Annotated in this window: 24 protein-coding genes and 1 pseudogene; 16 read left to right on the plus strand and 9 right to left on the minus strand. The window is 72.4% G+C overall.

Going from position 1 to position 23,033, the window contains the following annotated elements; all coding sequences use genetic code 11:
• The 13 genes and pseudogenes from ACFWY5_RS45265 to ACFWY5_RS45325 all read left to right on the plus strand — a co-directional run.
• Positions 1 to 230: alpha/beta fold hydrolase (locus ACFWY5_RS45265; protein WP_379638555.1), on the plus strand; the 230-nt coding region annotated here is incomplete at its 5' end.
• A complete protein-coding gene (locus ACFWY5_RS45270) occupies positions 227 to 1,477 on the plus strand; it encodes an MFS transporter (RefSeq protein ID WP_379638556.1) in 1,251 nt (416 codons plus the stop codon). The genes ACFWY5_RS45265 and ACFWY5_RS45270, both read left to right, overlap by 4 nt.
• Before the next feature lie 15 nt (positions 1,478 to 1,492).
• The gene (locus tag ACFWY5_RS45275) at positions 1,493 to 2,455 is read left to right on the plus strand and encodes an LLM class flavin-dependent oxidoreductase (RefSeq protein ID WP_379638557.1); all 963 of its coding nucleotides are present in this window, start codon (positions 1,493 to 1,495) and stop codon (positions 2,453 to 2,455) included.
• Entirely contained in the window at positions 2,452 to 3,630 is a 1,179-nt protein-coding gene (locus ACFWY5_RS45280; RefSeq protein WP_379638558.1) for a cytochrome P450, read from the plus strand. The genes ACFWY5_RS45275 and ACFWY5_RS45280 overlap by 4 nt, the downstream gene beginning before the upstream one ends.
• 3 nt (positions 3,631 to 3,633) lie before the next feature.
• Positions 3,634 to 4,860, plus strand: a complete 1,227-nt coding sequence (locus ACFWY5_RS45285) for an NADH-ubiquinone oxidoreductase-F iron-sulfur binding region domain-containing protein (RefSeq protein ID WP_379638559.1) — start codon at positions 3,634 to 3,636, stop codon at positions 4,858 to 4,860.
• Between the two features lie 3 nt (positions 4,861 to 4,863).
• A complete protein-coding gene (locus ACFWY5_RS45290; RefSeq protein ID WP_379638560.1) occupies positions 4,864 to 5,052 on the plus strand; it encodes a ferredoxin in 189 nt (62 codons plus the stop codon).
• Positions 5,053 to 5,083: 31 nt separating this feature from the next.
• The gene (locus ACFWY5_RS45295) at positions 5,084 to 5,521 is read left to right on the plus strand and encodes a YybH family protein (protein ID WP_379612631.1); all 438 of its coding nucleotides are present in this window, start codon (positions 5,084 to 5,086) and stop codon (positions 5,519 to 5,521) included.
• Positions 5,518 to 6,405 (plus strand): DUF1028 domain-containing protein, encoded by an 888-nt coding sequence (locus tag ACFWY5_RS45300; protein ID WP_379638561.1) that lies wholly within the window; start codon positions 5,518 to 5,520, stop codon positions 6,403 to 6,405. The genes ACFWY5_RS45295 and ACFWY5_RS45300 overlap by 4 nt, the downstream gene beginning before the upstream one ends.
• The gene (locus tag ACFWY5_RS45305) at positions 6,357 to 7,244 is read left to right on the plus strand and encodes a dimethylarginine dimethylaminohydrolase family protein (protein ID WP_379638562.1); all 888 of its coding nucleotides are present in this window, start codon (positions 6,357 to 6,359) and stop codon (positions 7,242 to 7,244) included. The genes ACFWY5_RS45300 and ACFWY5_RS45305 overlap by 49 nt, the downstream gene beginning before the upstream one ends.
• A 60-nt stretch (positions 7,245 to 7,304) precedes the next feature.
• Positions 7,305 to 7,376 (plus strand): annotated as a pseudogene (locus ACFWY5_RS45310) (helix-turn-helix domain-containing protein); the annotation flags it as partial.
• Between the two features lie 83 nt (positions 7,377 to 7,459).
• The gene (locus ACFWY5_RS45315) at positions 7,460 to 8,899 is read left to right on the plus strand and encodes an aldehyde dehydrogenase family protein (RefSeq protein ID WP_379638563.1); all 1,440 of its coding nucleotides are present in this window, start codon (positions 7,460 to 7,462) and stop codon (positions 8,897 to 8,899) included.
• Positions 8,900 to 8,907: 8 nt separating this feature from the next.
• Positions 8,908 to 10,485, plus strand: coding sequence for a class I adenylate-forming enzyme family protein (locus ACFWY5_RS45320; RefSeq protein ID WP_379638564.1), 1,578 nt, complete (start codon positions 8,908 to 8,910; stop codon positions 10,483 to 10,485).
• A gap of 274 nt (positions 10,486 to 10,759) precedes the next feature.
• Entirely contained in the window at positions 10,760 to 11,371 is a 612-nt protein-coding gene (locus ACFWY5_RS45325; RefSeq protein WP_379638565.1) for a TetR/AcrR family transcriptional regulator, read from the plus strand.
• A 467-nt stretch (positions 11,372 to 11,838) separates the two neighbouring features.
• Here the strand turns inward: ACFWY5_RS45325 and ACFWY5_RS45330 are convergent, their stop codons facing one another.
• The 4 genes from ACFWY5_RS45330 to ACFWY5_RS45345 all read right to left on the minus strand — a co-directional run bounded on the left by ACFWY5_RS45330 (position 11,839) and on the right by ACFWY5_RS45345 (position 14,799).
• Positions 11,839 to 12,186, minus strand: a complete 348-nt coding sequence (locus ACFWY5_RS45330) for a DoxX family protein (RefSeq protein WP_379638566.1) — start codon at positions 12,184 to 12,186, stop codon at positions 11,839 to 11,841.
• A gap of 93 nt (positions 12,187 to 12,279) precedes the next feature.
• Positions 12,280 to 13,275 carry a hypothetical protein gene (locus ACFWY5_RS45335; protein ID WP_379638567.1) on the minus strand — a complete coding sequence of 332 codons (996 nt, stop codon included), beginning with the start codon at positions 13,273 to 13,275 and terminating at the stop codon, positions 12,280 to 12,282.
• 31 nt (positions 13,276 to 13,306) lie between these two features.
• Positions 13,307 to 13,840, minus strand: coding sequence for a flavin reductase family protein (locus ACFWY5_RS45340; protein ID WP_379638568.1), 534 nt, complete (start codon positions 13,838 to 13,840; stop codon positions 13,307 to 13,309).
• Positions 13,834 to 14,799 (minus strand): LLM class oxidoreductase, encoded by a 966-nt coding sequence (locus ACFWY5_RS45345; protein WP_379638569.1) that lies wholly within the window; start codon positions 14,797 to 14,799, stop codon positions 13,834 to 13,836. Before ACFWY5_RS45345 ends, ACFWY5_RS45340 begins: the two co-directional genes overlap by 7 nt.
• 80 nt (positions 14,800 to 14,879) lie before the next feature.
• Here ACFWY5_RS45345 and ACFWY5_RS45350 point away from each other — a divergent pair, with 80 nt between their 5' ends.
• Both ACFWY5_RS45350 and ACFWY5_RS45355 read left to right on the plus strand, forming a co-directional pair.
• Entirely contained in the window at positions 14,880 to 15,497 is a 618-nt protein-coding gene (locus ACFWY5_RS45350) for a TetR/AcrR family transcriptional regulator (protein WP_379638570.1), read from the plus strand.
• A gap of 49 nt (positions 15,498 to 15,546) precedes the next feature.
• Positions 15,547 to 15,780, plus strand: a complete 234-nt coding sequence (locus ACFWY5_RS45355) for a hypothetical protein (RefSeq protein WP_379638571.1) — start codon at positions 15,547 to 15,549, stop codon at positions 15,778 to 15,780.
• An 11-nt stretch (positions 15,781 to 15,791) separates the two neighbouring features.
• Here the strand turns inward: ACFWY5_RS45355 and ACFWY5_RS45360 are convergent, their stop codons facing one another.
• Genes ACFWY5_RS45360 through ACFWY5_RS45380 form a run of 5 tightly spaced genes read right to left on the minus strand, consistent with a single transcriptional unit; the run spans position 15,792 to position 21,202 of the window.
• Positions 15,792 to 17,033: a Gfo/Idh/MocA family protein gene (locus ACFWY5_RS45360; RefSeq protein ID WP_379638572.1), complete on the minus strand. Its 1,242-nt coding sequence runs from the start codon at positions 17,031 to 17,033 to the stop codon at positions 15,792 to 15,794.
• Between the two features lie 10 nt (positions 17,034 to 17,043).
• Positions 17,044 to 18,210: an ROK family protein gene (locus ACFWY5_RS45365; RefSeq protein ID WP_379638573.1), complete on the minus strand. Its 1,167-nt coding sequence runs from the start codon at positions 18,208 to 18,210 to the stop codon at positions 17,044 to 17,046.
• A gap of 60 nt (positions 18,211 to 18,270) precedes the next feature.
• Positions 18,271 to 19,089 carry a carbohydrate ABC transporter permease gene (locus tag ACFWY5_RS45370; RefSeq protein WP_379612646.1) on the minus strand — a complete coding sequence of 273 codons (819 nt, stop codon included), beginning with the start codon at positions 19,087 to 19,089 and terminating at the stop codon, positions 18,271 to 18,273.
• Complete coding sequence (locus tag ACFWY5_RS45375) at positions 19,086 to 19,901, minus strand: carbohydrate ABC transporter permease (RefSeq protein WP_379638574.1); 816 nt, start codon at positions 19,899 to 19,901, stop codon at positions 19,086 to 19,088. Before ACFWY5_RS45375 ends, ACFWY5_RS45370 begins: the two co-directional genes overlap by 4 nt.
• Positions 19,902 to 19,936: 35 nt before the next feature.
• On the minus strand, positions 19,937 to 21,202 hold the full coding sequence (locus ACFWY5_RS45380) for an extracellular solute-binding protein (protein WP_379638575.1): 1,266 nt from the start codon (positions 21,200 to 21,202) through the stop codon (positions 19,937 to 19,939).
• A gap of 246 nt (positions 21,203 to 21,448) precedes the next feature.
• Here ACFWY5_RS45380 and ACFWY5_RS45385 point away from each other — a divergent pair, with 246 nt between their 5' ends.
• Positions 21,449 to 22,978: a phosphodiester glycosidase family protein gene (locus ACFWY5_RS45385; RefSeq protein WP_379638576.1), complete on the plus strand. Its 1,530-nt coding sequence runs from the start codon at positions 21,449 to 21,451 to the stop codon at positions 22,976 to 22,978.
• The last annotated feature ends 55 nt before the right edge of the window (positions 22,979 to 23,033 follow it).

The raw sequence follows: 23,033 nt of genomic DNA on the forward strand, positions 1-23,033 counted from the left end.
GGGGGGCGTTCTCCCGCGCGGACTGCGGGGGGGGGGCGGACGTGGGGGCCCGCGCGGTGCTGGGCGGGGGCGGCGCCCACGACAGGACCTGCCCGCACGAGGCCGCCGCGAAGACGGCGGCAGCGCTGGGCACCGAGCAGCACACCGTGCCGGGCGCCGGTCACCTGCCCATGGCCGAGGCGCCCGAGCCGACCGCCGCCCTGATCGCGAGCGCCTGGAGGCGGCGATGAGGAACGGCCCGGCGACAGCGGCCGGGCAGACGGCGCGTGTGGGCGTGGGCTTCCGGGTGGGCCTCGCCGCCAGCTCCTTCGGCGTGCTGGCGGCGCTGCTCACCCCCGCGCAGATCCTGCTGCCGCTGCAGGCCGCCGAGCTGGGCGGCGCGTCCAAGGCGGGCACGCTGGCGCTGGTCTCCTCCTTCGGCGGCCTGGCCGGTATCGTCGCCGCCCCGCTGGTCGGCATGGTCTCCGACCGCACCCGGTCCAGGTACGGCAGGCGCCGTACCTGGGTGCTGGCCAGTGCGGCGGCCGGGGCGCTCGGGCTGGCCGGTCTGGCCGCGGCGACCAGCGTCCCGGCGCTGATCCTGGCCTTCGGCGTGCTCCAGATCGGTATCGGCGGCGTGATCGCCAGCTCGCTCGCCCTCGTCTCCGACCAGGTGCCGCGGCGGCAGCGGGGCGAGGTCTCCGCGGTGTTCGGCGTGGCCGGCGCGCTGTCCCCCGTCTTCGGCGCCTGGGTGTTCAGCCTGCTGGGTGGCGACGTGCCCCGCGCCTACCTGGTGCTCGGCGTGCTGATGCTGGGCGGCGGGCTCCTGCTGCTGGTCACCGTCCGCGAGCCGTCCAGCAGCTCGGACGCGGTCCGCCCGTGGGACTGGCAGGAGTGGCTGGCCTGTCTGCGGCTCAGCCCGCGCCGCGACCCCGACCTCGGCTGGATGTGGCTGACCCGGTTCCTGGTCTTCCTCGGGCTCGCGCTCTCGCTCGGCTTCGGCCTCTACTGGGTGCAGGAAGTACTCGGTCCCGGCGCCGGACCCGCCGAGGTGGCCGAGTACATCGCGGTCTCCACCACCGTGTACGCGCTGGTGGCCGTGGTCTCCGGGATCGTCGCCGGCGTCGTCTCCGACCGGCTGATGCGCAGGAAGGCGTTCGTCGTCGGCGCCGGGCTCGTGCTCAGCGTGTGCTCGGTGGCCAACCTGGCCTGGCCGACGTGGACGGGCATCCTCGTCGTCGCCGCCGTCACCGGGCTGGCCTTCGGCGTCTACTCGACCATGGACCTCGCCGTCGCCGCCGACGTGCTCCCCCGCGCCGGCGAGCGCGCCCGCGACCTGGGCGTGCTGCAGAGCGCCAACACCTTTCCCAGCCTGGCCGGACCGGCGCTCGGCGCCGTGATGTTGTCCGGCGCCGGATTCTCCGGCCTCTACGCCGCCGCCGCGCTGTGCATGGCCGGCGCCGCCTTCACCGTCACCCGGATCACCGCGATCCGCTAGCCGAAGGAGTACACCGTGCGATTGAGCCTCAGCTTCAGCGGGTTCGGGCCGCTGCCGCCCACGCTGCGCGCGGCCGCCGCGGCGGAGGCGGCCGGGCTGGACGGCGTGTGGATGTGCGAGCACCTCGGCTTCACCGACGCCGTGGTGCCCGCAGCCGCGGTGCTGGCCCGCACCGGCCGCCTTGAGGTGGGCCTGGTCGGGCCCGCTCCGATCGCCCGGCATCCCGCGCTGCTGGCGATGGAGCTGGCCTCGCTGGCCGCGCTCGCCCCCGGACGGGTCCGCGTCCAGGTCGGGCTCGGCGACGCCATGCTGGCCGGCATGCTCGGCGGCGACCACCGCCAGGGCCTGCGCGTCGCCGGAGAGCTGGTCGAGGTGCTGCGGCGGCTGCTGGCCGGGGAGAGCGTCGACGGGGAGCTGGCCGGGCACCGCTTCGCCGGCTGCGCCATCGCCGCGCCGCCGGTGGCGCCGGTCATCGACCTGCTGGCCGTCCGGCCGCGCATGCTGGATCTGGCGGGGCGGGTCGCCGACGGCGTCTCGCTGACCGCCGGCGCCTCGCTCGGCTATCTGGCCGCCTCCGTCTCCTCGCTGGTCAAGACGCTGGCCGGGGCCGGGCGCGACCGGGCGGACTTCCGGATCTCGGCGACCGTGCTCGGCGCGATCGCCGAGGACGAGGAGAGCGCCGCGGCGATGCTCGTGCCGATCCTGGCCGGGTTCAGCCCGTCCGGGTTCGAGGTGACCGCGCCCGGCCTGTTCGACCCCGCCGCGCTGGCGGACGCCCGAGCGGGGCGGATCCCGATGGCCGGGCTGCTGACCACCGCCGCCGTGGCCGAGCTGGCGCTGGTCGCCACGCCGGGCACGCTCCCCGCGGCACTGGCCCGCCTGGCCGCGACCGGGATCGACGAGGTCGCGCTCGGCCTGGTCAACCCGCCCGAGCAACTGCCCGGCCTAGTGGAGTCACTCGCGAAGGCCAGGCCATGACCTACACCCTCGCCGACCTGGTCGTCCCCGACCCCTATCCGCTCTACCGGGAGCTGCGCGAGCGCGCGCCGGTCCATCGGGTACGCGACGGCCTCTGGCTGATCAGCCGGTACGCGCACGTGCGGGCCCTGCTGCTCGACCCGCGCGCCACCAGCGATCCGTCGGCCCGGCCCGACTACCGGGACTGGGCCGAACGGCACCTCGACGGGGTGGACGGGCCGGTGGCCCGCTGGCAGCGCTCGATGTTCGTCTTCATGGACGACCCCGAGCACCGGCGGCTGCGGCAGCTGTTCCAGCAGGCGTTCACGCCCGCCTCCGTGCACGCGCTCCGGCCCCGGCTGGAGGCGGCGGCGGCCGGATTGGTGAAGGCGGCGGGAACCTCCCTGGAGGTGGTGTCGGAGTTCGCCCTGCCGCTGACGACCGCGCTCATCGGCGAGCTGCTCGGCGTGCCGGAGGAGGACCGCGCCGCCTGCGTGCGCAGGGCCGGGATCACCGGGCGCACGCTGGCGCCGGTCGTGCCGCCCGAGGCGCTGGAGGCGGCCGCCGAGTCGCTGGCCGAGTCGACCGGCTACTTCCTCGGCCTGGTCGAGCGGCGCAGGCGGGAGCCGCGCGACGATCTGCTGACCGCACTCACCGCGGTCATGACGCCGCAGGAGGTAGTCTCCAGCGCCCTGCTGCTGTTCAACGCCGGGCACGAGACGACCACCGCGCTCATCGCCAACGCGGTGCACGTGCTGCTCGGACATCGCGGCCAGCTCGATCTGCTGCGGGCCACGCCGTCGCTGCTGGCCGGCGCGGTCGAGGAGGTGCTCAGGTTCGAGCCGTCCTTCCAGTTCGGGGCCAAGGTGACCCGCGCGCCGATCGAGCTGGACGGGGTCACGATCCCGGCCGGGGCCGTGGTCGTCCTGCTGGGCGCGGCGGCCAACCGGGATCCGGCCGAGTTCCCCGACCCGGAACGCTTCCTGATCACCCGCACGGAGGGCAGGCACCTGGCGTTCGGGATGGGGACGCACCACTGCCTGGGCGCGCCGCTGGCCCGCATGGAGGCGCAGGTCGCGCTCGGCGCGCTCCTGGCCGCCTGGCCGTCCTTCGAGGCCGGGCCGGGTGAGCCGGTGCGAGCGGCTCCGGCCGGCGCGCTGCGCACCCTCGAACGCCTGCCCATCAGGAGGTGCTGAACGATGAACATGACGACCCGCGTGGCCGTACCGGCCGGGGGCGGCGCTGCCGTACGGGGAAATGTCAGGGAGGATCTCGCCCGGCATCTCGCCTCGGGCGGCGACAGCGCGTTGCACCACTCACCGGAGGCGGCGCTGGCCGCCATCCGCGCCGCCGGGTTGCGCGGCCGCGGCGGCGCGGGCTTCCCGGTCGCCGCGAAGATCGAGGCGGTCCGGGCGGCGAGCGGGCCGCGCGTGCTCGTCGCCAACGGGGAAGAGGGCGAGCCGGCCAGCGTCAAGGACCGCTACCTGATGCGCACCCGCCCTCACCTGGTGATCGAGGGCATGCTCCTCGCCCGCCGCATCGTGGGAGCCGACCGCGCGATCATGTACGTCTCCGACGGGCCCTCTGCTCGTTCGGTACGGCAGGCGCTGGCGGAGCGACCGGCACCGATCGAGGTTTTCGACGCCGAGCCCGGATTCGTCAGCGGCGAGGAGAGCGCGCTCGTGCGCGCGATCGACGGCGGCCCGGCCAAGCCCACGGCCAAGCCGCCCCGGCCCTACGAACAGGGCGTCGCCGGCCGTCCCACGCTGGTGCTCAACGTCGAGTCGCTGGCCAGGACGGCGCTGCTGACCCGGTTCCGGCGCAGCGGCCTGCTGGTGACGCTCTCGGGCTCGGGTGGCGCGCCGGTGCTGACGGAGGTCCCTCACGGGGTACGGCCGGCCGAGCTGGCCGCCCGCTTCGGCTTCGACGCCCGCCGGGGCTTCCTGGCCGGTGGCTTCTCCGGCGGCCTGCTGCCGCCCTCGGCCGGGGACACGCCGCTGGCCCACGAGGCCATGCGCGCGATCGGCAGCACACTCGGCTGCGGCGCCCTGGTGGCCATCGGCCGCGACGACTGCCCGGTGGCGGCCGCCGCCGACGTGCTGGCCTTCTTCGACCGGGCCAACGCCGGCCAGTGCGGAAGCTGCTTCAAAGGCACGAGCGCCATGGCCGGGGCCGCGGCGGCGCTGCGCGCGGGCACGGCGGTCCCCGAGCAGGTGGACCGGCTGCAGCAGTGGGCGGCGCGGCTGCGCGGCCGGGGCGCGTGCGGCACCCTCGACGCCGCCTGCCTGACCGCGGACAGCCTGCTCCGCCACTTCCCGCAGGAGATCCGGCACCACCTGGCCGAGTCGTGCGCGCGCTGCGCCCGGCTGCCGGTGGGCGCCGACACCCGCTTCCGGGTGCACCCACCCGAACCCGAGGAGGACTGACGGATGCGCGTGAACGTCGACGGCACCAAATGCGCCGCCTACGCGCTGTGCGCGGAGATCGCGCCCCAGGTCTTCGACCTGGACGACTTCGGCTACGCCGTGGCGACGCCGGAGGACGTCCCGGCAGAGCTGGAGGCGGCGACCGGGGAGGCCGTCGAGGCCTGCCCCGCCCAGGCGATCCGCCGCCTTTGACCGCTGGCGGACCAAACCAAGGGAGTGTGACATGAGCGACGACGAGCGGCGTATCCGCGAACTGCACGACGGCTGGGTGACGGCCAACGGCACCGGTGACATCGGCTGGCTGCGTGCCCATCTGGCCGGTGACGACTTCGTCATGTGGAACACGCTGGGCAGCAACTTCTTCGGCCTCGACGGCATCGTCGGGCTCTGGAAGCAGCTGATCGCGATGGCGGGCGAGGCCGTACCCCGGAAGGTGGTCTCGCGGGCGTGGGACGAGCGGATCACGGTCGGCGGGGACCTGGCCGTGGTCAGCTACCTGTGCCGGCTGACCGTCGACTTCGGGCCGCGCGGCGAGGAGGCGGGCGGCGACCTGGACCAGCGCTACCGCGCCACCGAGGTCTACCGCCGGCGCGACGGCGACTGGAAGATGATCCACTACCACGGCTCGCCGCACGAGCCCGGCGTCATGGGCGGGTCATGACCTTCTCCGTGGCCGCCCGCTGCGCGCGTACCGGCCAGATGGGTGTCGCGGTGGCCTCGCACTCCCTCGCGGTCGGCGCGGTGGTGCCGTGGGCCCGTGCGGGCGTGGGCGCCGGAGCCGCCCAGGCGCTCACCGACCCGCGGTACGGCCGGCGACTGCCGGAACTGCTGGCCACCGGCCTGACGCCGCCGATGGCGCTGAAGCTCGCCATGACCGGTGACGGGAGCGCCGCGCTGCGCCAGATCGGCCTCGTGGACGTCCATGGCCGCACCGCCGGGCACACCGGCGGCGGTTGCGTGGCCCACGCGGGCTGGCGGGCCGGCGCGGGCGTCGTGGCCCAGGGCAACATGCTCGCCGCCGACGGGTTGTGGGACCTCATGGCCGACCGGTTCACCGGCACGCCGGGCGATCTGGCCGACCGGCTGCTGACGGCCCTGCGTGCCGCCGACAAGGCGGGTGGCGACGTGCGCGGCAGGCAGGCCGCGAGCCTGCTGGTCGTGGACGCGACGCCGGCGGGCGGCGTCCTGCTCGACCTGCGCGTCGACGACCACCCCGACCCGCTGGCCGAGCTGGAGCGCCTGCGCGGGCTCTGGCGCGGCGACCGCCTGATGCGCTCGTCCATCGACGCCATGCTCGCGGGCGGCGACCCGGAGCCGATCGTGGCCGATCTCGACCTGGCCCAGCAGGCCTTCGGCGCGGGCAACAGGGAGCCCTCGTTCTGGCGGTGCCTCGCCCTGGCCGCCGCCGACGAGAGCCTGCTCGACGAGCTCGTCCGGGAGAACCCGGGCTGGGGCGAGCTCTATCGCAGCATCACATCCACCGTAGAGAGGACATCATGCTCGAAATCAGTGTCACCAGCGACGTCGGCCGGCTCCGGGACGTGATCGTGGGCCCCTCCAAAGCGTTCACCATGGAGGACCTCATCACCGAGGCGGAGGCCGACGGCCATGACGGCGACGAGGAACTCCTCACCGAGATGCTCGCCCGCTACTCCATCGAGGCGCCCGACCCCACGATCGCGGCCAAGCAGCACGCCCAGCTCATCGCGGTACTGGAGGAGCACGACGTGACCGTCCGCTGGGCGGACCCCGTCGACTGCGCCGTCCAGATGTACACCCGGGACATGGGCTTCGCCATCGACGACGTCTTCTTCCTGGCCCGCCCGGCCACCCCCACCCGGCGGCGGGAGCAGTCGGCGTTGCTGAGCCTGCACTCGCGCATGTCCAAGGTACGCGCGCTGGACGCCGGCTTCATCGAGGGCGGCGACGTGCTGGTCACCCCCTCCGAGGTGCTGGTCGGCATCGGCGACAGTACCGACGAGGAGGGTGTCGAGGCGCTGCGCCGGGCCATGGCCGCCGCCGGACTGTCGCGCGAGGTGGTGCCGATGCGCTTCACCCACCGGGCCGTGGTCCACCTGGACGTGCACTTCACCCTCGCCTCGCCCGAGGTCGGCCTCGTCAGCCCCGCCGCCTTCGACGCCGAGAGCCTCGACCACCTCAGAAACCGCTTCGAACTGATCACCGTGACACCGCAGGAGGTGCGGGCGCTCGCGGTCAACACGGTCGCGCTCGGGCCCGACCGGCTCATCATCCAGGCCGGGCACGAGCGGCTCGAGGCAGAGCTGTCCCGGCACGGCATCACCCCCGTACCGGTCGAGTTCGCGGAGGTCACCCGCTTCCCCGGCGGCCTGCACTGCGCGACGCTCCCGCTGGTCAGGGAGTAGGCAGGTCGTGGCCGGCCTCGACGCCGTCGCCGGGCATCTGCGGAACACCCGGTTCAGGTTCACGCCGCCGCGATGCTCGGAATCGGCCGGACCACGTTGTATCGCCGGCTCAAGGAGCTCGGCTTCGACTGACCGCTGTTCCGGATCGGAACAGTTACCGGCCCTCGTCCCGATCCACGATGGCCGCCATACGCGACGACCCACGGGAGGCTGACATGTCCCTTCAGTTCGACGACGACTACGTCCTGACCATCAACGGGAAACCACAGCGGTCCGCGGAGACCTCCACGGTGGTCAACCCCGCCACCGGCGAGATCATCGCCGAGGTTCCGGTCGCCGGTCCCGAGCAGCTCGACGAGGCCGTGGACGCGGCGCGGGCCGCCTTCCCCGCGTGGGCGGCCACCCAGCTCCGGCAGCGGCAGGCGATCGTGAACGCCATCGGCGACCGGCTGGAGGCCCACGCCGAGGAGTTCATGACACTGCTGACCCGCGAGCAGGGCAAACCCGGCGGCGGCGCCGCGTGGGAGGTCTTCGGCTCGGTCGCGTGGCTGCGCGCGATCGCCGCCCAGTCCCTTCCGGAGGAGGTCGTCGAGGACACCGCCGACCGGCGTGTGATCACCCGTTACACGCCCCTCGGGGTGGTCGGCGGCATCACACCGTGGAACTTCCCCATCCTGCTCGCGGTGTGGAAGATCGCCCCCGCGCTCGTCGCCGGCAACTGCATCATCGTCAAGCCCTCGCCGTTCACCCCGCTGTGTACCCTCAAGCTCGCCGAACTGGTCCAGGACCTGCTTCCCCCCGGCGTGTTCAGCGTGCTGTCGGGCGACGACGACCTGGGGAAGTGGGTCACCGCGCATCCCGGAATCGACAAGATCGCCTTCACCGGCAACACCGAGACCGGCAAGCACGTCATGCGCTCGGCGGCCGGCAACCTCAAGCGGATCACCCTGGAGCTCGGCGGCAACGACCCGGCGATCGTGCTGCCGGACGTGGACCCGGCCAAGATCGCGCCGCAGCTGTTCTGGGCGGCGTTCCAGAACAACGCGCAGTTCTGCAACGCCGCCAAGCGCCTGTACATCCATGCCGACGTCTACGAGCAGGTCCGTGACGCGCTCGTCGGCTACGCGCGCACGGTCACGGTGGGCGACGGCGCCGACCCGGGCACCGATCTCGGTCCGATCCAGAACCGGCCCCAGTTCGAGAAGGTCAAGGAGTACTTCGACGACTGCGCCCGCAACGGGTACACCTTCGCCCTCGGCGGCGAGATCGACGAGTCCGCCCGAGGCTGGTTCGTCCCGGTGACCCTGGTGGACGACCCGCCGGAGAACTCACGGCTGATGCGCGAGGAGCCGTTCGGCCCCATCCTGCCGCTGGTGCGCTGGACCGACGAGGCCGATGTGATCGCGCGCGCCAACGACACCGAGTTCGGCCTGGGCGCCAGCGTGTGGGGCAAGGACCTGGAGGCCGTCGAGCGCATCGGGCGGCAGATCGACGCGGGCACGGTGTGGCTCAACGAGGTGCACCAGTACTCCCCCGCCCAGGCCTTCGGCGGGCACAAGCAGTCCGGCATCGGCTGTGAGAACTCGTTGCACGGGCTGATGGAGTACACCAACTGGCAGACGGTCACCCTGAACAAGCGGCCCGACGCCGTCTGATGGCTGAGATGAACGGGCCCGGTGAGATCCTGCCGCACAGCGCCGCGCTGTTCCCGCACAAGAGCGCGCTGGTGACGGCGACGCGTGAACTGACCTACGCCGAGCTCGACCACGCGTCCGCGTCCGTCGCCGCGGCGCTGGCCGAGCGCGGTATCCGGCCCGGCGAGCGCGTCTCGCTGTACGCGCAGAACCGGTGGGAGTGGATCGTGGCCTACCACGCCGTGCTCAGGGCCGGCGCGGTGGTGAACCCGATCAACGTGATGCTCACCCCGGACGAGGTGCGCCACGTCCTGCGCGACTGCCAGGCGGTGGCGCTGTTCGCCTCAGGCGACGAACTCGCCGCCCTGGGCGGGGTGCTCGACGCGGTCGGCACGCTGCGCACCGTGATCTGCTTCGACGACCCGCCTCCGGGCGCCGAGGCCTTCTCCGCCTGTCTCGCCACGACCGCGCCGCGGGAGGCCGTGCGGGTGCGCCGGGAGCAGCCGTCCACGATCGGCTACACCTCGGGCACCACGGGGCATCCCAAGGGCGCCGTCCAGTCCCAGCACGCGGTGCTGATGAACTGCGAGCTGACCGCCCGCATGCACCGCAGGACCGCGGCGGACACGCTCCTCACGGCGCTGCCCGCCCCGCATGTCTACGGCAACGTGGCGATCAACAGCACGTTCCTCTCCGGCGGGACGGTCGTGCTGCTGGAACGCTTCGACGCGCGCACCGTGCTGGAACTCATCGCCGAGCACCGGGTGACGATGTTCGAGGGCGTACCGGCGATGTACGCGATGCTGCTGGCCCACGAGCGGCTCGGCGCCACCGATCTGAGCTCGCTGACACGCTGCACCGTCGGCGGGCAGACCATCGCCCGCTCCACCATCGAGCGCTGGGAGCGGATCAGCGGCGCACCGCTGATCGAGTTGTGGGGCATGACCGAACTGTCCGGCCTGGGGACGACGCATCGGGCCGGCGCCGAGCCATGCCCCGGTTCGATCGGCGTGGCCCTGCCCGGCATCGAGATACGGATCGGCGACCTGGACGACGCCTCCCGCACCGCACCGCCCGGGACGCCGGGAGAACTGCTCGTGCGGGGCCCGCTGGTCATGCTCGGCTACTTCGGCGACGACGAGGCCACGTCGGAGACGATCGACCAGGACGGCTGGCTGCGCACCGGCGACATCGCCTACGAGGACGACACCGGCCATCTCTTCATCGTCGACCGCCGCAAAGACATGATCATCACGGCGGGCTACAACGTCTATCCCGCCGAGATCGAACGTGTCCTCGCCGCGCACCCCGCGGTGGCGATGGTCGCGGTCGGGCCGATCCCCGACGAGGTCAAAGGCGAGACCGCCCGCGCCTACGTCGTCCCGTCCGGCGGCGCCGCGACCACCCCGGAGGAGCTGATCGAGTACTGCCGCGCCCGGCTCGCCGCCTACAAGCTGCCCCGTTCCATCCAGTTCGTCACGGCGCTGCCCCAGACGTCCACCGGCAAGATCATGCGCCGGAAACTGATCGAGCTGGCACCGCCTCAGCCCCAAGGAGCCCGGCGTGATGGTCTTCCACCAGAACCTGGCACGCGCCCTGACCCGTGAGGGCGACGCCTGGCCCGGGGAGTTGTGACATGGCGCGCCACCTCACCCAGGCCTGGACACAACTCGTGCTCAAGGAGACCCGGGACCTTCCCGAACACCGGGGCGCCGACGCCCGTATGCAGTACATCCTGACCGGCGACCGCGACGTGCGCTTCTACTGGACGCTGGAACACGGCCGGGTGACCGCCGTCGTGCTGGGCACCCTCGACGAATCAAGGCGGCGATCGCCCGCGTCCGGGCTGCCACCGAACCGTGACCGGCTAGTCTGGCCCGCATGCCCGCACCGCAATGGAGCCCGTCGGCCGAGCGCATTCTCCGCACGGCCGCCAGGCTCTTCGCGATGCACGGCTACTCCGCCACCTCCACCCGCGACATCGCCGCCGCCGTCGGCGTCCAGCAGCCGGCCATCTACAAGCACTTCTCCGCCAAGGACGACATCCTGGCCGCGCTGGTCAAGCTGGGCCTGGAGCCGCCGCTGACCGTGGCCGACTCGCTGGACGTCGTGGCGGCGCCGGCGGTGGTCAAAATGCATCGATGGCTGCGCGAGTCGCTGCAGCACCTGCTGGACTCGCCGTACGTGCTGGCGTCCATCCTCACCACGCCCGAGCTGGAACGCGACCGGTTCGCGGCCGAACGCAAGCTGATCGAACGGCTCGAACTGCAGGTCACCGACATGATCGTGCAGGGGCAGCGCGAGGGCGACGTCCGGCCGGTCAACCCGGTTTCGGGGGCACGGCTGGTGCTGGTGCTGTTCGACGCGATGGCGCTGCCGGAGTTCGCGGTCAGCCCGCCCGAGATCATCGACTTCGCTTTCACCGCCCTCCTGAACGACCCCTCCCGCCTGCCCGAACTCCAACGCCAGGCGAACGCCCTCACCCTCCTCTAGAGCGTGCCGTCCGGCCCTGACGCGGCGGCGTCCCCGTCACGCGCTCCTGCCAGCGGGCGAGGTCGCTGCGCGTGGCCAGGGTGTCGGGGTGGTCGGAACCCAGCACCCGCTTGGTGACCGGCAGCAGATCCGCGAACCTCTCGCAAGCCGCCACCGCCTCACCGGCGTGCCGGTTACGCGGGGTCGGTCCTGGTCTGGTCCCTCGGCCAGATCGGCATCGCCGCCCTCGCGCCGGGGGACCTGCGCGGCGGCTACATGGGCGTGGCCTCCGCCACGTGGAGTGTCGGTGCCGTGTTCGGGCCGCTGGCCGGCACCGTCCTGCTCGACCATGCCGGGCGAACCGCCTGGGAGCGGTGGGCGCGATCACCGGGGTCGTCCTCTTCGCCGCCCAGCAGGCCCTCGGTCCGGCACTCCGCAGCCGGACCGCGGCGCAAGCGGACGCTCGTCCATGACCGTGGTCAGGGCCGCTAGGCGATGAAGCCCAGCGTCAGGGCGGCGATCACCGGGCCCATGTACAGCAGGGGGTAGACGACGGTCGAGTACGAGCGTGCCCGGAGCACGGTGACCACGGCTCCGGCGAAGTACAGAACCAGGCCGATCCCGGCCAGCAGGCCGATCACCGGGACGAACAGGCCGGCCAGCAGGCCCACCGACCCTGCGGCCTTGGCCGCGCCGAGCCAGGGCCACCACGAGCGGGGGACGCCGTAGTCCATCAGCGGCTTCACGACCCACTCGGCCTGGCGGAGCAGGGAGAAGGCGGAGAATCCCACCCAGAGGGCGGCCAGGACGGTGACAACGGTGGCGGTGGTGGACATGGGTGACTCTCCCTAGCTGGTGTTCTTCGTGGTGATGCCCATCCTGTGGGCCTCGGTTGATAGCTCCGCGATGCGTTCACGATGTGCCGGAGATCACCCAGTTCGCCGCTCCAAGGTGGCGGCTTGGGCGCGGCAGGTCCGCAGGACGACGGCCATGAGCACGAGGCCGGCGCAGACGCTCAGAGCGTGCTCCGTCACGGCGACGACCGGATACTCGGGTGTCGCGAAGCCGCCGGGCCGGACGACGGCCCACAGAAGCTTCCACGACCCCCAGGCGAACAGCGAACCCGACGCGAGAAACACCACCGCCATCGGAACCCCCAAGGGCAACCGGGACGGCCGCGCCGCGATGAGAGACCAGCCGCACCCGGCGCCGAGGAGCGCCCACGCTCCCCAGTTGCCGCGCATCAGCAGGCCGTCCAGAGTCTCGCGGCCGACGTGGGCGGGGTCCAGTCCCAGACTCCCGCCGAACGCCCGATATCCCCAGAGCAGCCCCAGCCCGGCGCTCGTCATCAGCCCGGCCAGGAGGAACGCCCGGCCGATGCCGGGAAGCTCGCCCGGTCTCCCTGCCCGGCCGGTGCCGGCAAGCTCGCCCAGTCTCCCCAGGAAGGCTCGCGGCCAGCGTTCTCGCAGATAGATCGGCAGCGCCACCGCCAGGCCCACCGCCATCCCCGCGAACCCGACACCGATGCCGATCGTCTCCCATCCCGGCATCGCCGCGTCCGCGCCGTCCGCGCCGTCCGCGCCGTCCGCGCCGAGCACGACGCTCACAATCCCGTACGGGATCATCGGAACCAGGAATCCCGCGCCCACCCACGCGAAGAAGAGCAACGGCGGACCAGGGATCCGCCGGCCCCACCGCTGCGCCAGCGCCAGCCCCAGTGCCACTCCGGCCAGCGCCATCACCACCGTGATCGCGTTGAGCGTCACCCACTCCGTGGTGTCCATGCCGCTCTGCGCGGGCGCGATCCCGAGGAGGGCGGCGGCGACCCAGGCGACCTTGACGATGAGGTACAGGGACAGGGTCGCGGCGGCGCCGTACCCGGCGGCTTTCCTGACGGTGCTCCACCGCGGATGAACTCTCGTCATGGTCACGAGTGTTCCGGCGCGAACCGAGCCCTCACCTCCCCCTGAGGAGCCACGATTCTCCCCCGTCAAGGGGAGCCGATGTTTCGGCGAGCCGGTGGTACACGCGTCTGGCGTACACCAGCGGCTCCTCACAGGCACGAAGGTGGTGTACCTCCTCGACGGCGCCGACGAACAGGGTGTGATCGGCGGCCGGGACGGTCGCGGTGATCGTGCAGTCCATCGCGGCCAGCGCCCCGGCCAGGACCGCGTTGCCGGAGCAAGGGGAGGGCGACCAGCCCACGTCCCGGAACTCGCTCTCCCCGACGGGACGCTCGCCGGCGAAGTGCGCGGCGAGGGCGCTCTGCCCGGCGGCCAGGAGATTGGCGGTGAAGCTCCGGTTCTCCATGATGAGCTGATGTGTACGGCTGCGCCGGCTCAGCGACACGAGGAGCGTCGGCGGTTCCAGCGACACCGACAACAGGCTGTTGATCGTGACGCCGTGCGGCCCCGTGGCGGAGCGGGTGGTGACGACGGCGACCCCGGTGGGCCACTGGCGCATCACGGCCCGCATCCGGGTGCTCACCACGCGGCCACCCGGGGCGCGGCGGTCTCGATGGCCGGGAAGTGCGGCAGTACCTCCTCGCCGAGCTGGGCGATGACCTCGTGGGCCGGCCGCGTGCCGTGCTGGACACCCAGGGCGGCGTGGTTGATGCCGGCGTCCCGCCAGCGTCCGAGGAGTTCCAGCAGACCCTGGGACCCGGTACGCAGGACGAAGCCGCCGCGCAGCGGGGTGGGCAGGTGGCGCGGGTCTTCGGCCAGGTCGATCCATTCGTTGGTGGCCACGGGCTTGAACGCGCCGCCGGGGATCAGGCCGCGCCAGCCCGCCGCCTTCTTGCCCAGCGCGATCGGGCCTTCGGGGGTGGAGGCGGAGCCCGGGTAGACAAGCCATCCGTCGGCGTGCTCGGCGATCCACTCCAGAGGCTGCTGGGACGAGCCCGTCACCAGCAGCGGAATGTGGCCGTGCACCGGCTTGGGCAGCAGTTCCACGCCGGAGGCGGAGGGCCGGAGGAGCTCGCGGAACGCGTGCACCGCCTCCCGGTAGCGAAGGCCACGGCCCTCGAAGTCGACGCCATAGGCGGGGAACTCGCTGGGCCGGTCGCCCGAGGCGGCGCCGAGCACCAACCGGCCCCCGGACAGGTGGTCGATGGAGGCCGCCTGCTTGGCCAGGTCGATGGGGTGCCGCAAGCTGAAGATCACGCTGCCGGTCGCCAGGGTGATCCGTGAGGTGTGCGCGGCCAGCCAGGTCAGCGCGGACCAGGGGTCGTACACCTGCCCGACGTCCCCGAAGGTCGCGTCCGCCAGCGGGATGTCCCTGACCCACGCGGCGGCGAAGCCCGCCTGTTCGGCTTCCTGGACCAGCTTGCTCTGCCCGTGCAACGCCGCCATGTCACCGGTATAGGGCCACAACGGCAGGAACAGCCCGACGGTCAGCCGGCCGTTCGCGAACATGCGGTCAAAACCGACGTGGGCAGCTCGGTCACTCATGACATCCCCTTCTGGTTGGAACGTTCGATCCAGAGCATAGCCGGATTGGGTCGAACGTTCCAACCAGGTAGGGTGAAATCATGCACTCCCAGGACACGCGCACGCGGATCGTGCGGGCCGCCGCCGAACTGTTGCAGCGGCAGGGCTACGAGGGCGCCTCCGTCAAGCCCATCGCGAAGGCGGCCGGAGCCTCGGTGAGCTCGGTGTACCACTTCTTCCCCGGCGGCAAGCAGGAGCTCGCGGTCGAGGCCCTGCGTCACGGCGCGGCCGAGTACGCCGACCTGCTCAGCCAGGGCATGGCCACCAGCGCCGATCCGGCCGAGGGCGTCGCCGCCTGCGCCCATCTGATGGTGTCCTCCCTGAAGACCTCGTCCTGGGTCGACGGCTGCCCGGTGGCGGTCACGGCGCTGGAGACCGTGGGGCGGGTGCCGGGCATCCAGCAGGCGGCCGAGGAGGCGCTCGCCCACTGGCAGCAGCTCGTCAGCACCTCGATCCAGGCGTCGGGAGTCCCCGCGGACACGGCGGACGAGCTGGCCAGCACCGTCATCAGCACGCTGGAGGGCGCGGAACTGCTCAGCCGGGTCCGGCGTGACGCCCTTCCCCTCCTGCGCGCCGCCGACCACCTGTCCCAGCTCGTCCGCCTCACGACACAAGGCACGACACAAGGCACGGCACAAGGGGCGACCCACTCGCGGTAGCGCGGAGCCGGACCAAAACCGGTGGCTTCCGCGCGGCCGGCCGGGACGGGTGTCCACCCACCGCCACCTGGTCGGCGACTACCTGCGAGCCGCGCTGGCGGCAGGGCTCCAGGTACGGCGGTGCGAGGAGCCCCTGCACCCGCCGGCGGAGCCGGGCGAGCCGGCCGATGTCCCGGGGCCGTGGGATGTGTGGCCCTGGGCGCTGCGCGACCTGGTGCCCGAGGCCACGCACGCGGCCGTCGCCGGGACGCCGTCGATGCTGTTCTGGCATTTCCAGCGCTAGCCGGAGGCGACTCACTCCACCGTGACGATCCGGCCGGTGAGCCTGGCCCGTTCGGCGGCGAAGACCGCGAGGTGGGAGGCGAGGGATTCGGCGGGGCCGGAGCGGATCCGGTCGTGCTCGCCGGTGGCGACCGCGGCGACGAACGCGGCCATGAGGCGCTCGTCGCCGCCCGCGTGGCCGCCGCCCGCCGTCGCGTCCCCGTCCGGCGTCACCGCGATGACCGAGGACGTGCCGGTGCGGAAGTCGTCGACCCGCACGTGCTCGCCGTCGCAGGACAGCTCGCCGTGCGTTCCGAAGATCCGGGTACGGCGGTGCCCGCCGGTCGTGAAGGCGGTCATGGTGAACGTCGCGCTGGCCCCGCCGTCGAACTCCATGGCGACGACCTGGTGGTCGACGACGTCGTTGTCGCAGTCGTAGACGCACCTGCCATAGGGGCCGTCCCGGAGCGCGCCGGTGAGGGCCTCCTCGGTGAAGGTGGGCGTGACCACGCTCAGCGGCCACCCGTGCCGGCCTTCGCGCAACCGGCCGAAGTACAGTCGAGGCGCCGAGTAGGGGCATTCCGGCTCGACGCCACAGTCCAGGCATCTCGCGGCGGCCCCTTCCGGGCGGTTGTCCGGGCGGAAGTGCCGGAGCCCGCCGAAGCTGGAGACCCGCCGGATGCGGCGGCCCACGACGTACTGCAGCCAGTCGAGGTCGTGGGAGGACTTGGCCAGCAGCATGAACGCCGACTGGTCGGCGCGGCGCCAGTTGCCGCGCACGTAGGAGTGCGCCTGGTGCCAGAAGCCGACGGGTTCGAGGTGCTGGAGCGACACGATCTCGCCGATGCGCCCGGAGTCCAGCACCGCCTTGACGGTGTCGGTGTAGGGCGCGTACCGCAGGACGTGGCAGACCGCGAAGATCACGCCGGCCTTCTCGACGGCCGCGACGATGTCACGGCACTCGGCCTCGGTCGGCGCCAGGGGTTTCTCCACCAGGATGTGGTAGCCGAGTTCTGCGAAGGCCTTGGCGGGCTCGGCATGCTCGCCGTCCTGGGTGGCGATCACCACGGCGTCGGCGATCCTGCCGCGCCCGGCCAGGTGCCGCCAGTCGGTGAAGTACTCGGCGCCGCTCTCGGCGGCCAGGGCCGGACCCCGCTCCGCCGACGGGTCGGCGACGGCCACGATCCGCGCCTGCTCCGGTCGCGCCAGCGCCCACCGGGCGTATCCGCTGCCGCGGTCTCCGGCTCCGGCGATGGCCAAGGACACGGGTGTCATGCTTCTCCACTCAGGTGTTCAGGTCGTCCAGCAGGGAACTCTCGACCGCGTCCAGCGCGGTGCGCAACGCGCCGACGGTGACCGCCCGGTCGCCCAGCAGCGAGACCCGCAACTGGGGCGGCAGGGAGGTCATCTGCGGCAGCCTGCGCCGGATCGGCTCGGCGATCTGCTCACCGGCCGCCGCCACGCCGCCCCCGATGACGATCAGCTCGGGGTTCAGGAGCAGGGCCAGGGTGCCGACCGCCCTGGCCATGCGGGCGAGGATCTGTTCGAGCACCTGCTGGGCCTCGGCGTCGCCGTCACGGGCGGCGGCCAGCAGGAGCGCGGCGTCACCGGTCAGCTCGTGGGTGTGCTCGCGCAGCCTGACCACGACCTCCTTGCCGATGTTGGTGGCCAGCGCGCCGATGCCCTCGGCGCCGGGTGTGTGCTCCAGCAGGCTGAGGAAGGCCATTTCCCCCGCTCCCCCGTCGTGGCCGCGGAAGACCTGGCCGCCCGAGACGATGCCGGCGCCCAGCCGTTCACCCGCCAGCACGTAGATGACGTCCTCGCTCTCGGCCGCGACGCCGCGCCAGCGCTCGCCGACCACGGCGAGGTTGGCGTCGTTGTCGGCCAGGACGGGCGCGGCGAAGGAACGGCCCAGCTCGGCCCGCAGGTTCAGGCCGGTCCATTCAGGCAGCACGTCGCAGGTCAGCACCACCCCGGTGCGGGGGTCGACGATGCCGGGCGTCGCCGTACAGGCCGCCAGGACGGCCGAGCGCTCCACCCCGGCCCGCTTCAAGGTGTCACGTACGGCCCGGCGGACCCCGTCCAGCCGCGCCTTGCGGCCCAGTTCCTGGCCGAGTGCGCGCACCTCGGTCGCCAGGACGGTCCCGCGCAGGTCCGCCACCGAGACCATGCACTTGTGCACCCCGATGTCGATGCCGACGACATGCCCGTTCTCCGCCTTCAGCCGGACGAGCCGGGCGGGACGGCCGCGCCGTCCGGGAGTGTCGTCCTCCACCTCGGCGATCAGCCCGATCCGCCGCAGGTCCTCGATCACCGCGTCGACCGTCGGCCGGGACAGTCCCGCGGCGTCGGCGAGTTCGGTGTGCCGGATCGCCTCGACCTCCCGGAGCACGTCGAGGACCCGTTCGGCGTTGAGACGGCGAAGCAGGGGGGCGGTCGCGGAAGCGGTCATGGAAACACCTTCGGGTAGACACCGGTGATTCTGGCAAGATCGGCGGGTTCCCGCATGAGATCACCCCTTGACCGCGCCGGAGGTGAGCCCGGCGACGATGCGGCGCTGGCCGATCAGCACGAGAATCACGACCGGCACCGTCACCAGCAGGGCGGCCGCGGCGATGGCGCCGTACGGCTGCTGGAACTCCGAATCCCCGGTGAAGAAGGCCAGGGCGGCGGGCACCGTACGGGAGGACTCCGTCGAGGTGAGCGAGATCGCGAACAGGAACTCGCCCCAGCACGCCAGGAACGTGAGCAGGAACGTGGTGACCACCCCCGGCGCGGCGACCGGAAGGATCACCCTGACCAGGGCCTGGAGGCGGGTCGCGCCGTCCATCTGCGCGGATTCCTCAAGATCCCACGGGATGGTACGGAAGAAGGCGGTCATCAGCCAGATCGCCAGCGGCAGTGAGAACGACACGTAGGGGATGATCAGCCCCAGCCAGGTGTCGAACAGGCCGATATCGGTCCACAGCGTGAACAGCGGTCCCACCAGCGCGATCGCCGGGAACATCGTCAGGCTCAGCGCGACGCCGAGCACCAGGCGGCCGCCACGGAAGCGCAGGCGGGCGATCGCGTACGCGGCCAGCACCGCGACGAGCACCGAGACGCCCGTGGCCACCAGCGAGATGCCCACGGAGTTGCCCAGCGCGCTGGTGAACACCGGCTTGGTGAACAGCCCGGTGTAGTTGTCCAGCGTCGGCGAGGCGGGCAGGAAGCGGCCGTCGTTCTGCAGCGCGGGCGGCTTCAGCGACAGGCTGACCACCCAGGCCAGCGGCGCCAGCGTCCAGATCGCGACGATGAGGGTGACCAGCAGGTCGCCGATGCGGCGGCTCATCGCCCGCCTCCCAGCTCGGATCGGAACGCCCTGACGAAGCCGCTCGCGATCAGCGCGACGCACACGAACAGCAGCACCGACACGGCCGAGCCCAGCCCGACCTCCAGGTCCCTGATCAGGAAGCGGTAGCTCAGGAACGACAACGTCTCGGTGCCGACCGCGCCCTGGGTCTGGATGTAGACGGTGTCGAAGATCCGGAAGGCGTCCATGGTGCGGAACAACAAGGCGACCATGATCGCCGGCCGTACGCACGGGACCGTCACGCGCCAGAACCGCTGCCAGGCGCCCGCCCCGTCCACCTTCGCGGCCTCGTACACCTCGCCCGGCACGGTGACCAGCCCGGCCAGCAGCATCAGCGCCATGAACGGCGTGGTCTTCCAGACTTCGGTGAGCACGATCACGGTGTAGGCCGACCAGGTCTCGCCGAGCCAGTTGAAGTCGCCGCCGACGAACCCGACCGACGGCTGGAAGGCGAAGCGGAAGGCGAAGGCGGACACCACCGTGAGCACCGCGTACGGCACGAGCACCACCGTGCGCAGCAGGCGCCTGCCCCACAGGACCTTGTGCATGGCCATCGCGAGGGCGAAGCCCAGCACGAACTCGACGCCCACGCTGGTCACCGTCAACACGATCGTGGCGGCGAGGTCCTGCCACCAGTCCCGGGCGGTGAGGATCTCGCGGAAGTTGTCCAGCCCGGCGAACGCGCGCTCGTCCGGGGCGCTCAGCGAATAGCGCTCCAGCGACAGCCCTGCGGTGCGCAGGATCGGCACGACCGTCACCGCCGTCATGAGCAGCAGCGCGGGCGCGGCCATGAGCCGGCCCAGCCGCTGCTCCGCGCGCGCCCGGTTCAGCTCCCCACCGCCTCGGTGACGGCCGCGTTCGCCTTGGCCGCGGTTTCCGCCGACACGGACGCGGGCGGGTGGAAGGCCGTCTGGACGGCGGTGGACACGGCGTTGTACTTGCGGACCATCGGACGGGGCGCGGCTTCTGCGATCGAGTCGCGCATCACGTCGGCGAAGGGGAACCTGGCGCGGATCTCCGCGTCGTCGTAGACCGCCGCGCGGGCGGCGGGGATGCCGGCCCGCGTCATGAAGTCCTTCTGCGCCGGCTCGGAGGTCAGGCAGGTCAGGGCGGCGAAGGCGTTGTCACGCTGGTCCTCGGGCGTGCCGGCCCCGACGGCGATGTTGGAACCGCCGAGCGGAGGCGCGCTGGCCCGCCCGGCCGTGACCCTCGGGTAGCGGGCCCAGCCGTAGTCGTCGAAGACCTTCTTGAACGCCGGTTCCTTCCGGGCGCGTTCGGCGGCGGCGGCGTAGACGTAGCCCCAGTTCGTCATGAACGAGGCCTCGCCCTTCTCGAAGGCGGCGCGCATGGTCTCCTCGTCCAGGGTGCTCATGCCCTTCAGCGCGGACGGGCCGGAGGCCAGGGAGCCGATGACGGCCGCCGCGGCCCGTCCGGCGTCGCTGTCGAGAGCGGGCCGGCCACCGGCGTCGACGATCTGACCGCCCGCCGAGGCGACGAGCGCGTTGACGAAGACGGTGTAGCCCTCGTAGCGGTTGCCGGGCGTGGCCACGCCGCGTTCCCCCTCGGGCATCCGGCCGGCGGCCGCGAGCAGTTGTTCCCAGGTCAGCTCGCCCTTGGCCAGGTCGATGCCCGCCCGCTGGGCGCGCGACTTGCGATACCAGAGCAGCTGCGAACCGGACAGCAGCGGCGCGGCGTACAGCTTGTCCTTCCACGTCGCGGACTTGAGCGCGCCTTCCAGCGTGCCCCGCGTGACGGTGGCGGCGGTGGTGGCGGGGAGCGGCAGGATCCAGCCGGCCTCGGCGAACTCGGCCGTCCAGACGACGTCCATGGTGACCAGGTTCACCGCCCTGTCCTTGGCCGACAGCCGCCGGACGAGCTGCTCGCGCTGCTTGTCCGACCCTTCCGGCAGGGTCTCGACCTTGATCGTGTACTTGCCGTCGCGGGTGCAGGCGGCCACGGCGGCCTGGGTGGGGCTTTCGGCGTTGGGCCCCTGCCACCAGGTGAGCGCTACGGGGCCCTCGCTCCCGGCGGAGCATGCGGCCAGCGGCAGCGCGGTGAGCGCCGCCGCGGCCAGGCGAAGCGGGTTCTTCATGGGGGATCCTCCGGGGGCGAGAGGCTTTTTTAATGACATTTATTAAATGACTCGGAAGAATAGGGTGATGCGGCGCCGCCGTCAAGCATCGGTGACCGTGCAGGTCAAGTGGGGTGAACGGCGCGTGTACGCGATCAGTCTCGGCGGCGGCGGTACGGCGCAGCCCTCGTACATCGTCTTGACGGCGGCTCCGGGAGACCGGTAGTCAATGAGGCCTCACGACGGCCCGAGACCAGAAGGACGCACATGCAGCACAGAGTTCGACCCGCCTTAACGTGCCTCGCGACGGCGTTCGCCGTCCTGCTGCCCGCCACCACGGCCGCTCCCGCGGCGGCGACCCCGGCGCAGCTCCCTCCGGGCGTGACGCTGAGCACGCTCTCGCTGGGCGCGCAGGACCCCGGCGACGTCTGGACGGTGCACGTCTACCTCCCCGCGACCATCGACGGCCCGCTCGGCACGGCCGCGACCGCGCTCGGCTCGAAGGAGATCGCCGACCGGGTCGCCGGCGCGCTACGGGACAAGGGCTTCGAACCCCGCCTGGAGCAGGTTGACCTGCCCGAGTTCGCCGACCGTCCGGCGGGCGTGCTCGGCTGGATCGTCCGGGTGGGCCGCTACCCCACCAGCGGCGCGGCGGCGACGGCGCTGGCCCAGGTCAAGGCGGCGGGCTTCGCCGGCGGCACCCGCTACACCGCGCAGGACGGCGCCGACGCGGGCGCGCCGCAGAAGGTCCATGTGCTGCGCGTCGACTTCCGCCGGTTCCGCGGCACCGTGGACACCGACTTCGGGCCGGCGCTGAAGGGCGCGGAGACGTTGACCGACCTGATGGCGGCCAGCGGCGCCGCGGCCGGGATCAACGCCCAGTGGTTCTACAACAGCGCCCCGGGCGGGCTGTACGTCAAGGACGGCAAGCTTCTCGGCTCCGCCACCCAGGGCCGCGGCGGCATCAAGATCACGCATGGTGGCCGCCGGGTCGACGTCGACGCGTACACCGCGCGCGTGACCCTGCGCGCCGGCCGGGAGTCGATCGAGCTCGACGGGGTCAACCGGGTGCCGGGCGAGATCTGGAACTGCGGCGGCGGCGGCGACCAGCCCACGCAGAAGCCGCAGCACGACCTGAAGTGCACCGACTCCAGCGAGCTGGTGCGCTTCACCCCCGAATGGGGCGTTCCCCCGCAGGGTGAAGGCGCCGAGGCCCTGCTCGACGCGCGCGGCGAGGTCCTCGCGGTCAACACCACGCGCGGTGCGAGCGTCCCGCCCGGCGGGTCGGTCATCCAGGCCATCGGCGACAGTACGGCCTGGCTGCTCGAACACGCCAGGCCGGGACGGCGGCTGACCGTCTCGGAACGCGTCGAGGACAGCCGGGGACACCGCGTCCCCCTCACCCCCGGCACCACGATCCTGCAGGTCGGGCCCACCCTGGTCCGCGACCGACGGACGTCGGTCAACGCCGGGGCCGACGGCCTGATCCGTGAGGGCGCGGACCAGACGTTCACCTACAACTGGACCGTGCGCGCCAACCCGCGCTCCATGATCGGCGTCGACGCGCGCGGCCGGTTGATGCTCGTGGTGGTCGACGGCCGGCAGGCCGGCTACAGCGAGGGGCTCGGCATCGCGCAGACCGCCGAGCTGATGAAGCGGCTCGGCGCGGTGGAGGCCATGAACCTCGACGGCGGCGGCTCCAGCGTCATGGCCACCGCCGGCACCGGCATCGTCAACCGTCCATCGGACGCGACGGGCCAGCGCTCGCTCGGCAACGTCATCCTGGTCCGGCCGTAGCGAGCGGAGATCCCGGCCCGGAACACGTGTGCAGGTGTCGTATCGAGGGTCCCGC

The sequence above is a fragment of the Nonomuraea sp. NPDC059007 genome (assembly GCF_042740555.1).
GTDB lineage: Bacteria > Actinomycetota > Actinomycetes > Streptosporangiales > Streptosporangiaceae > Nonomuraea.

What these genes read in the sequence shown, in the direction of transcription:
- ACFWY5_RS45320 (WP_379638564.1), top strand. Translation starts at nt 8,908, where the DNA reads ATGAACGGGCCCGGTGAGATCCTGCCGCACAGCGCCGCGCTGTTCCCG.
- ACFWY5_RS45345 (WP_379638569.1), bottom strand. Translation starts at nt 14,799, where the DNA reads ATGAGTGACCGAGCTGCCCACGTCGGTTTTGACCGCATGTTCGCGAAC.
- ACFWY5_RS45335 (WP_379638567.1), bottom strand. Translation starts at nt 13,275, where the DNA reads ATGACGAGAGTTCATCCGCGGTGGAGCACCGTCAGGAAAGCCGCCGGG.
- ACFWY5_RS45330 (WP_379638566.1), bottom strand. Translation starts at nt 12,186, where the DNA reads ATGTCCACCACCGCCACCGTTGTCACCGTCCTGGCCGCCCTCTGGGTG.
- ACFWY5_RS45280 (WP_379638558.1), top strand. Translation starts at nt 2,452, where the DNA reads ATGACCTACACCCTCGCCGACCTGGTCGTCCCCGACCCCTATCCGCTC.
- ACFWY5_RS45270 (WP_379638556.1), top strand. Translation starts at nt 227, where the DNA reads ATGAGGAACGGCCCGGCGACAGCGGCCGGGCAGACGGCGCGTGTGGGC.
- ACFWY5_RS45350 (WP_379638570.1), top strand. Translation starts at nt 14,880, where the DNA reads ATGCACTCCCAGGACACGCGCACGCGGATCGTGCGGGCCGCCGCCGAA.
- ACFWY5_RS45295 (WP_379612631.1), top strand. Translation starts at nt 5,084, where the DNA reads ATGAGCGACGACGAGCGGCGTATCCGCGAACTGCACGACGGCTGGGTG.
- ACFWY5_RS45290 (WP_379638560.1), top strand. Translation starts at nt 4,864, where the DNA reads ATGCGCGTGAACGTCGACGGCACCAAATGCGCCGCCTACGCGCTGTGC.
- ACFWY5_RS45385 (WP_379638576.1), top strand. Translation starts at nt 21,449, where the DNA reads ATGCAGCACAGAGTTCGACCCGCCTTAACGTGCCTCGCGACGGCGTTC.
- ACFWY5_RS45365 (WP_379638573.1), bottom strand. Translation starts at nt 18,210, where the DNA reads ATGACCGCTTCCGCGACCGCCCCCCTGCTTCGCCGTCTCAACGCCGAA.
- ACFWY5_RS45360 (WP_379638572.1), bottom strand. Translation starts at nt 17,033, where the DNA reads ATGACACCCGTGTCCTTGGCCATCGCCGGAGCCGGAGACCGCGGCAGC.
- ACFWY5_RS45315 (WP_379638563.1), top strand. Translation starts at nt 7,460, where the DNA reads ATGTCCCTTCAGTTCGACGACGACTACGTCCTGACCATCAACGGGAAA.
- ACFWY5_RS45300 (WP_379638561.1), top strand. Translation starts at nt 5,518, where the DNA reads ATGACCTTCTCCGTGGCCGCCCGCTGCGCGCGTACCGGCCAGATGGGT.
- ACFWY5_RS45370 (WP_379612646.1), bottom strand. Translation starts at nt 19,089, where the DNA reads ATGAGCCGCCGCATCGGCGACCTGCTGGTCACCCTCATCGTCGCGATC.
- ACFWY5_RS45305 (WP_379638562.1), top strand. Translation starts at nt 6,357, where the DNA reads ATGCTCGAAATCAGTGTCACCAGCGACGTCGGCCGGCTCCGGGACGTG.
- ACFWY5_RS45325 (WP_379638565.1), top strand. Translation starts at nt 10,760, where the DNA reads ATGCCCGCACCGCAATGGAGCCCGTCGGCCGAGCGCATTCTCCGCACG.
- ACFWY5_RS45380 (WP_379638575.1), bottom strand. Translation starts at nt 21,202, where the DNA reads ATGAAGAACCCGCTTCGCCTGGCCGCGGCGGCGCTCACCGCGCTGCCG.
- ACFWY5_RS45285 (WP_379638559.1), top strand. Translation starts at nt 3,634, where the DNA reads ATGAACATGACGACCCGCGTGGCCGTACCGGCCGGGGGCGGCGCTGCC.
- ACFWY5_RS45375 (WP_379638574.1), bottom strand. Translation starts at nt 19,901, where the DNA reads ATGGCCGCGCCCGCGCTGCTGCTCATGACGGCGGTGACGGTCGTGCCG.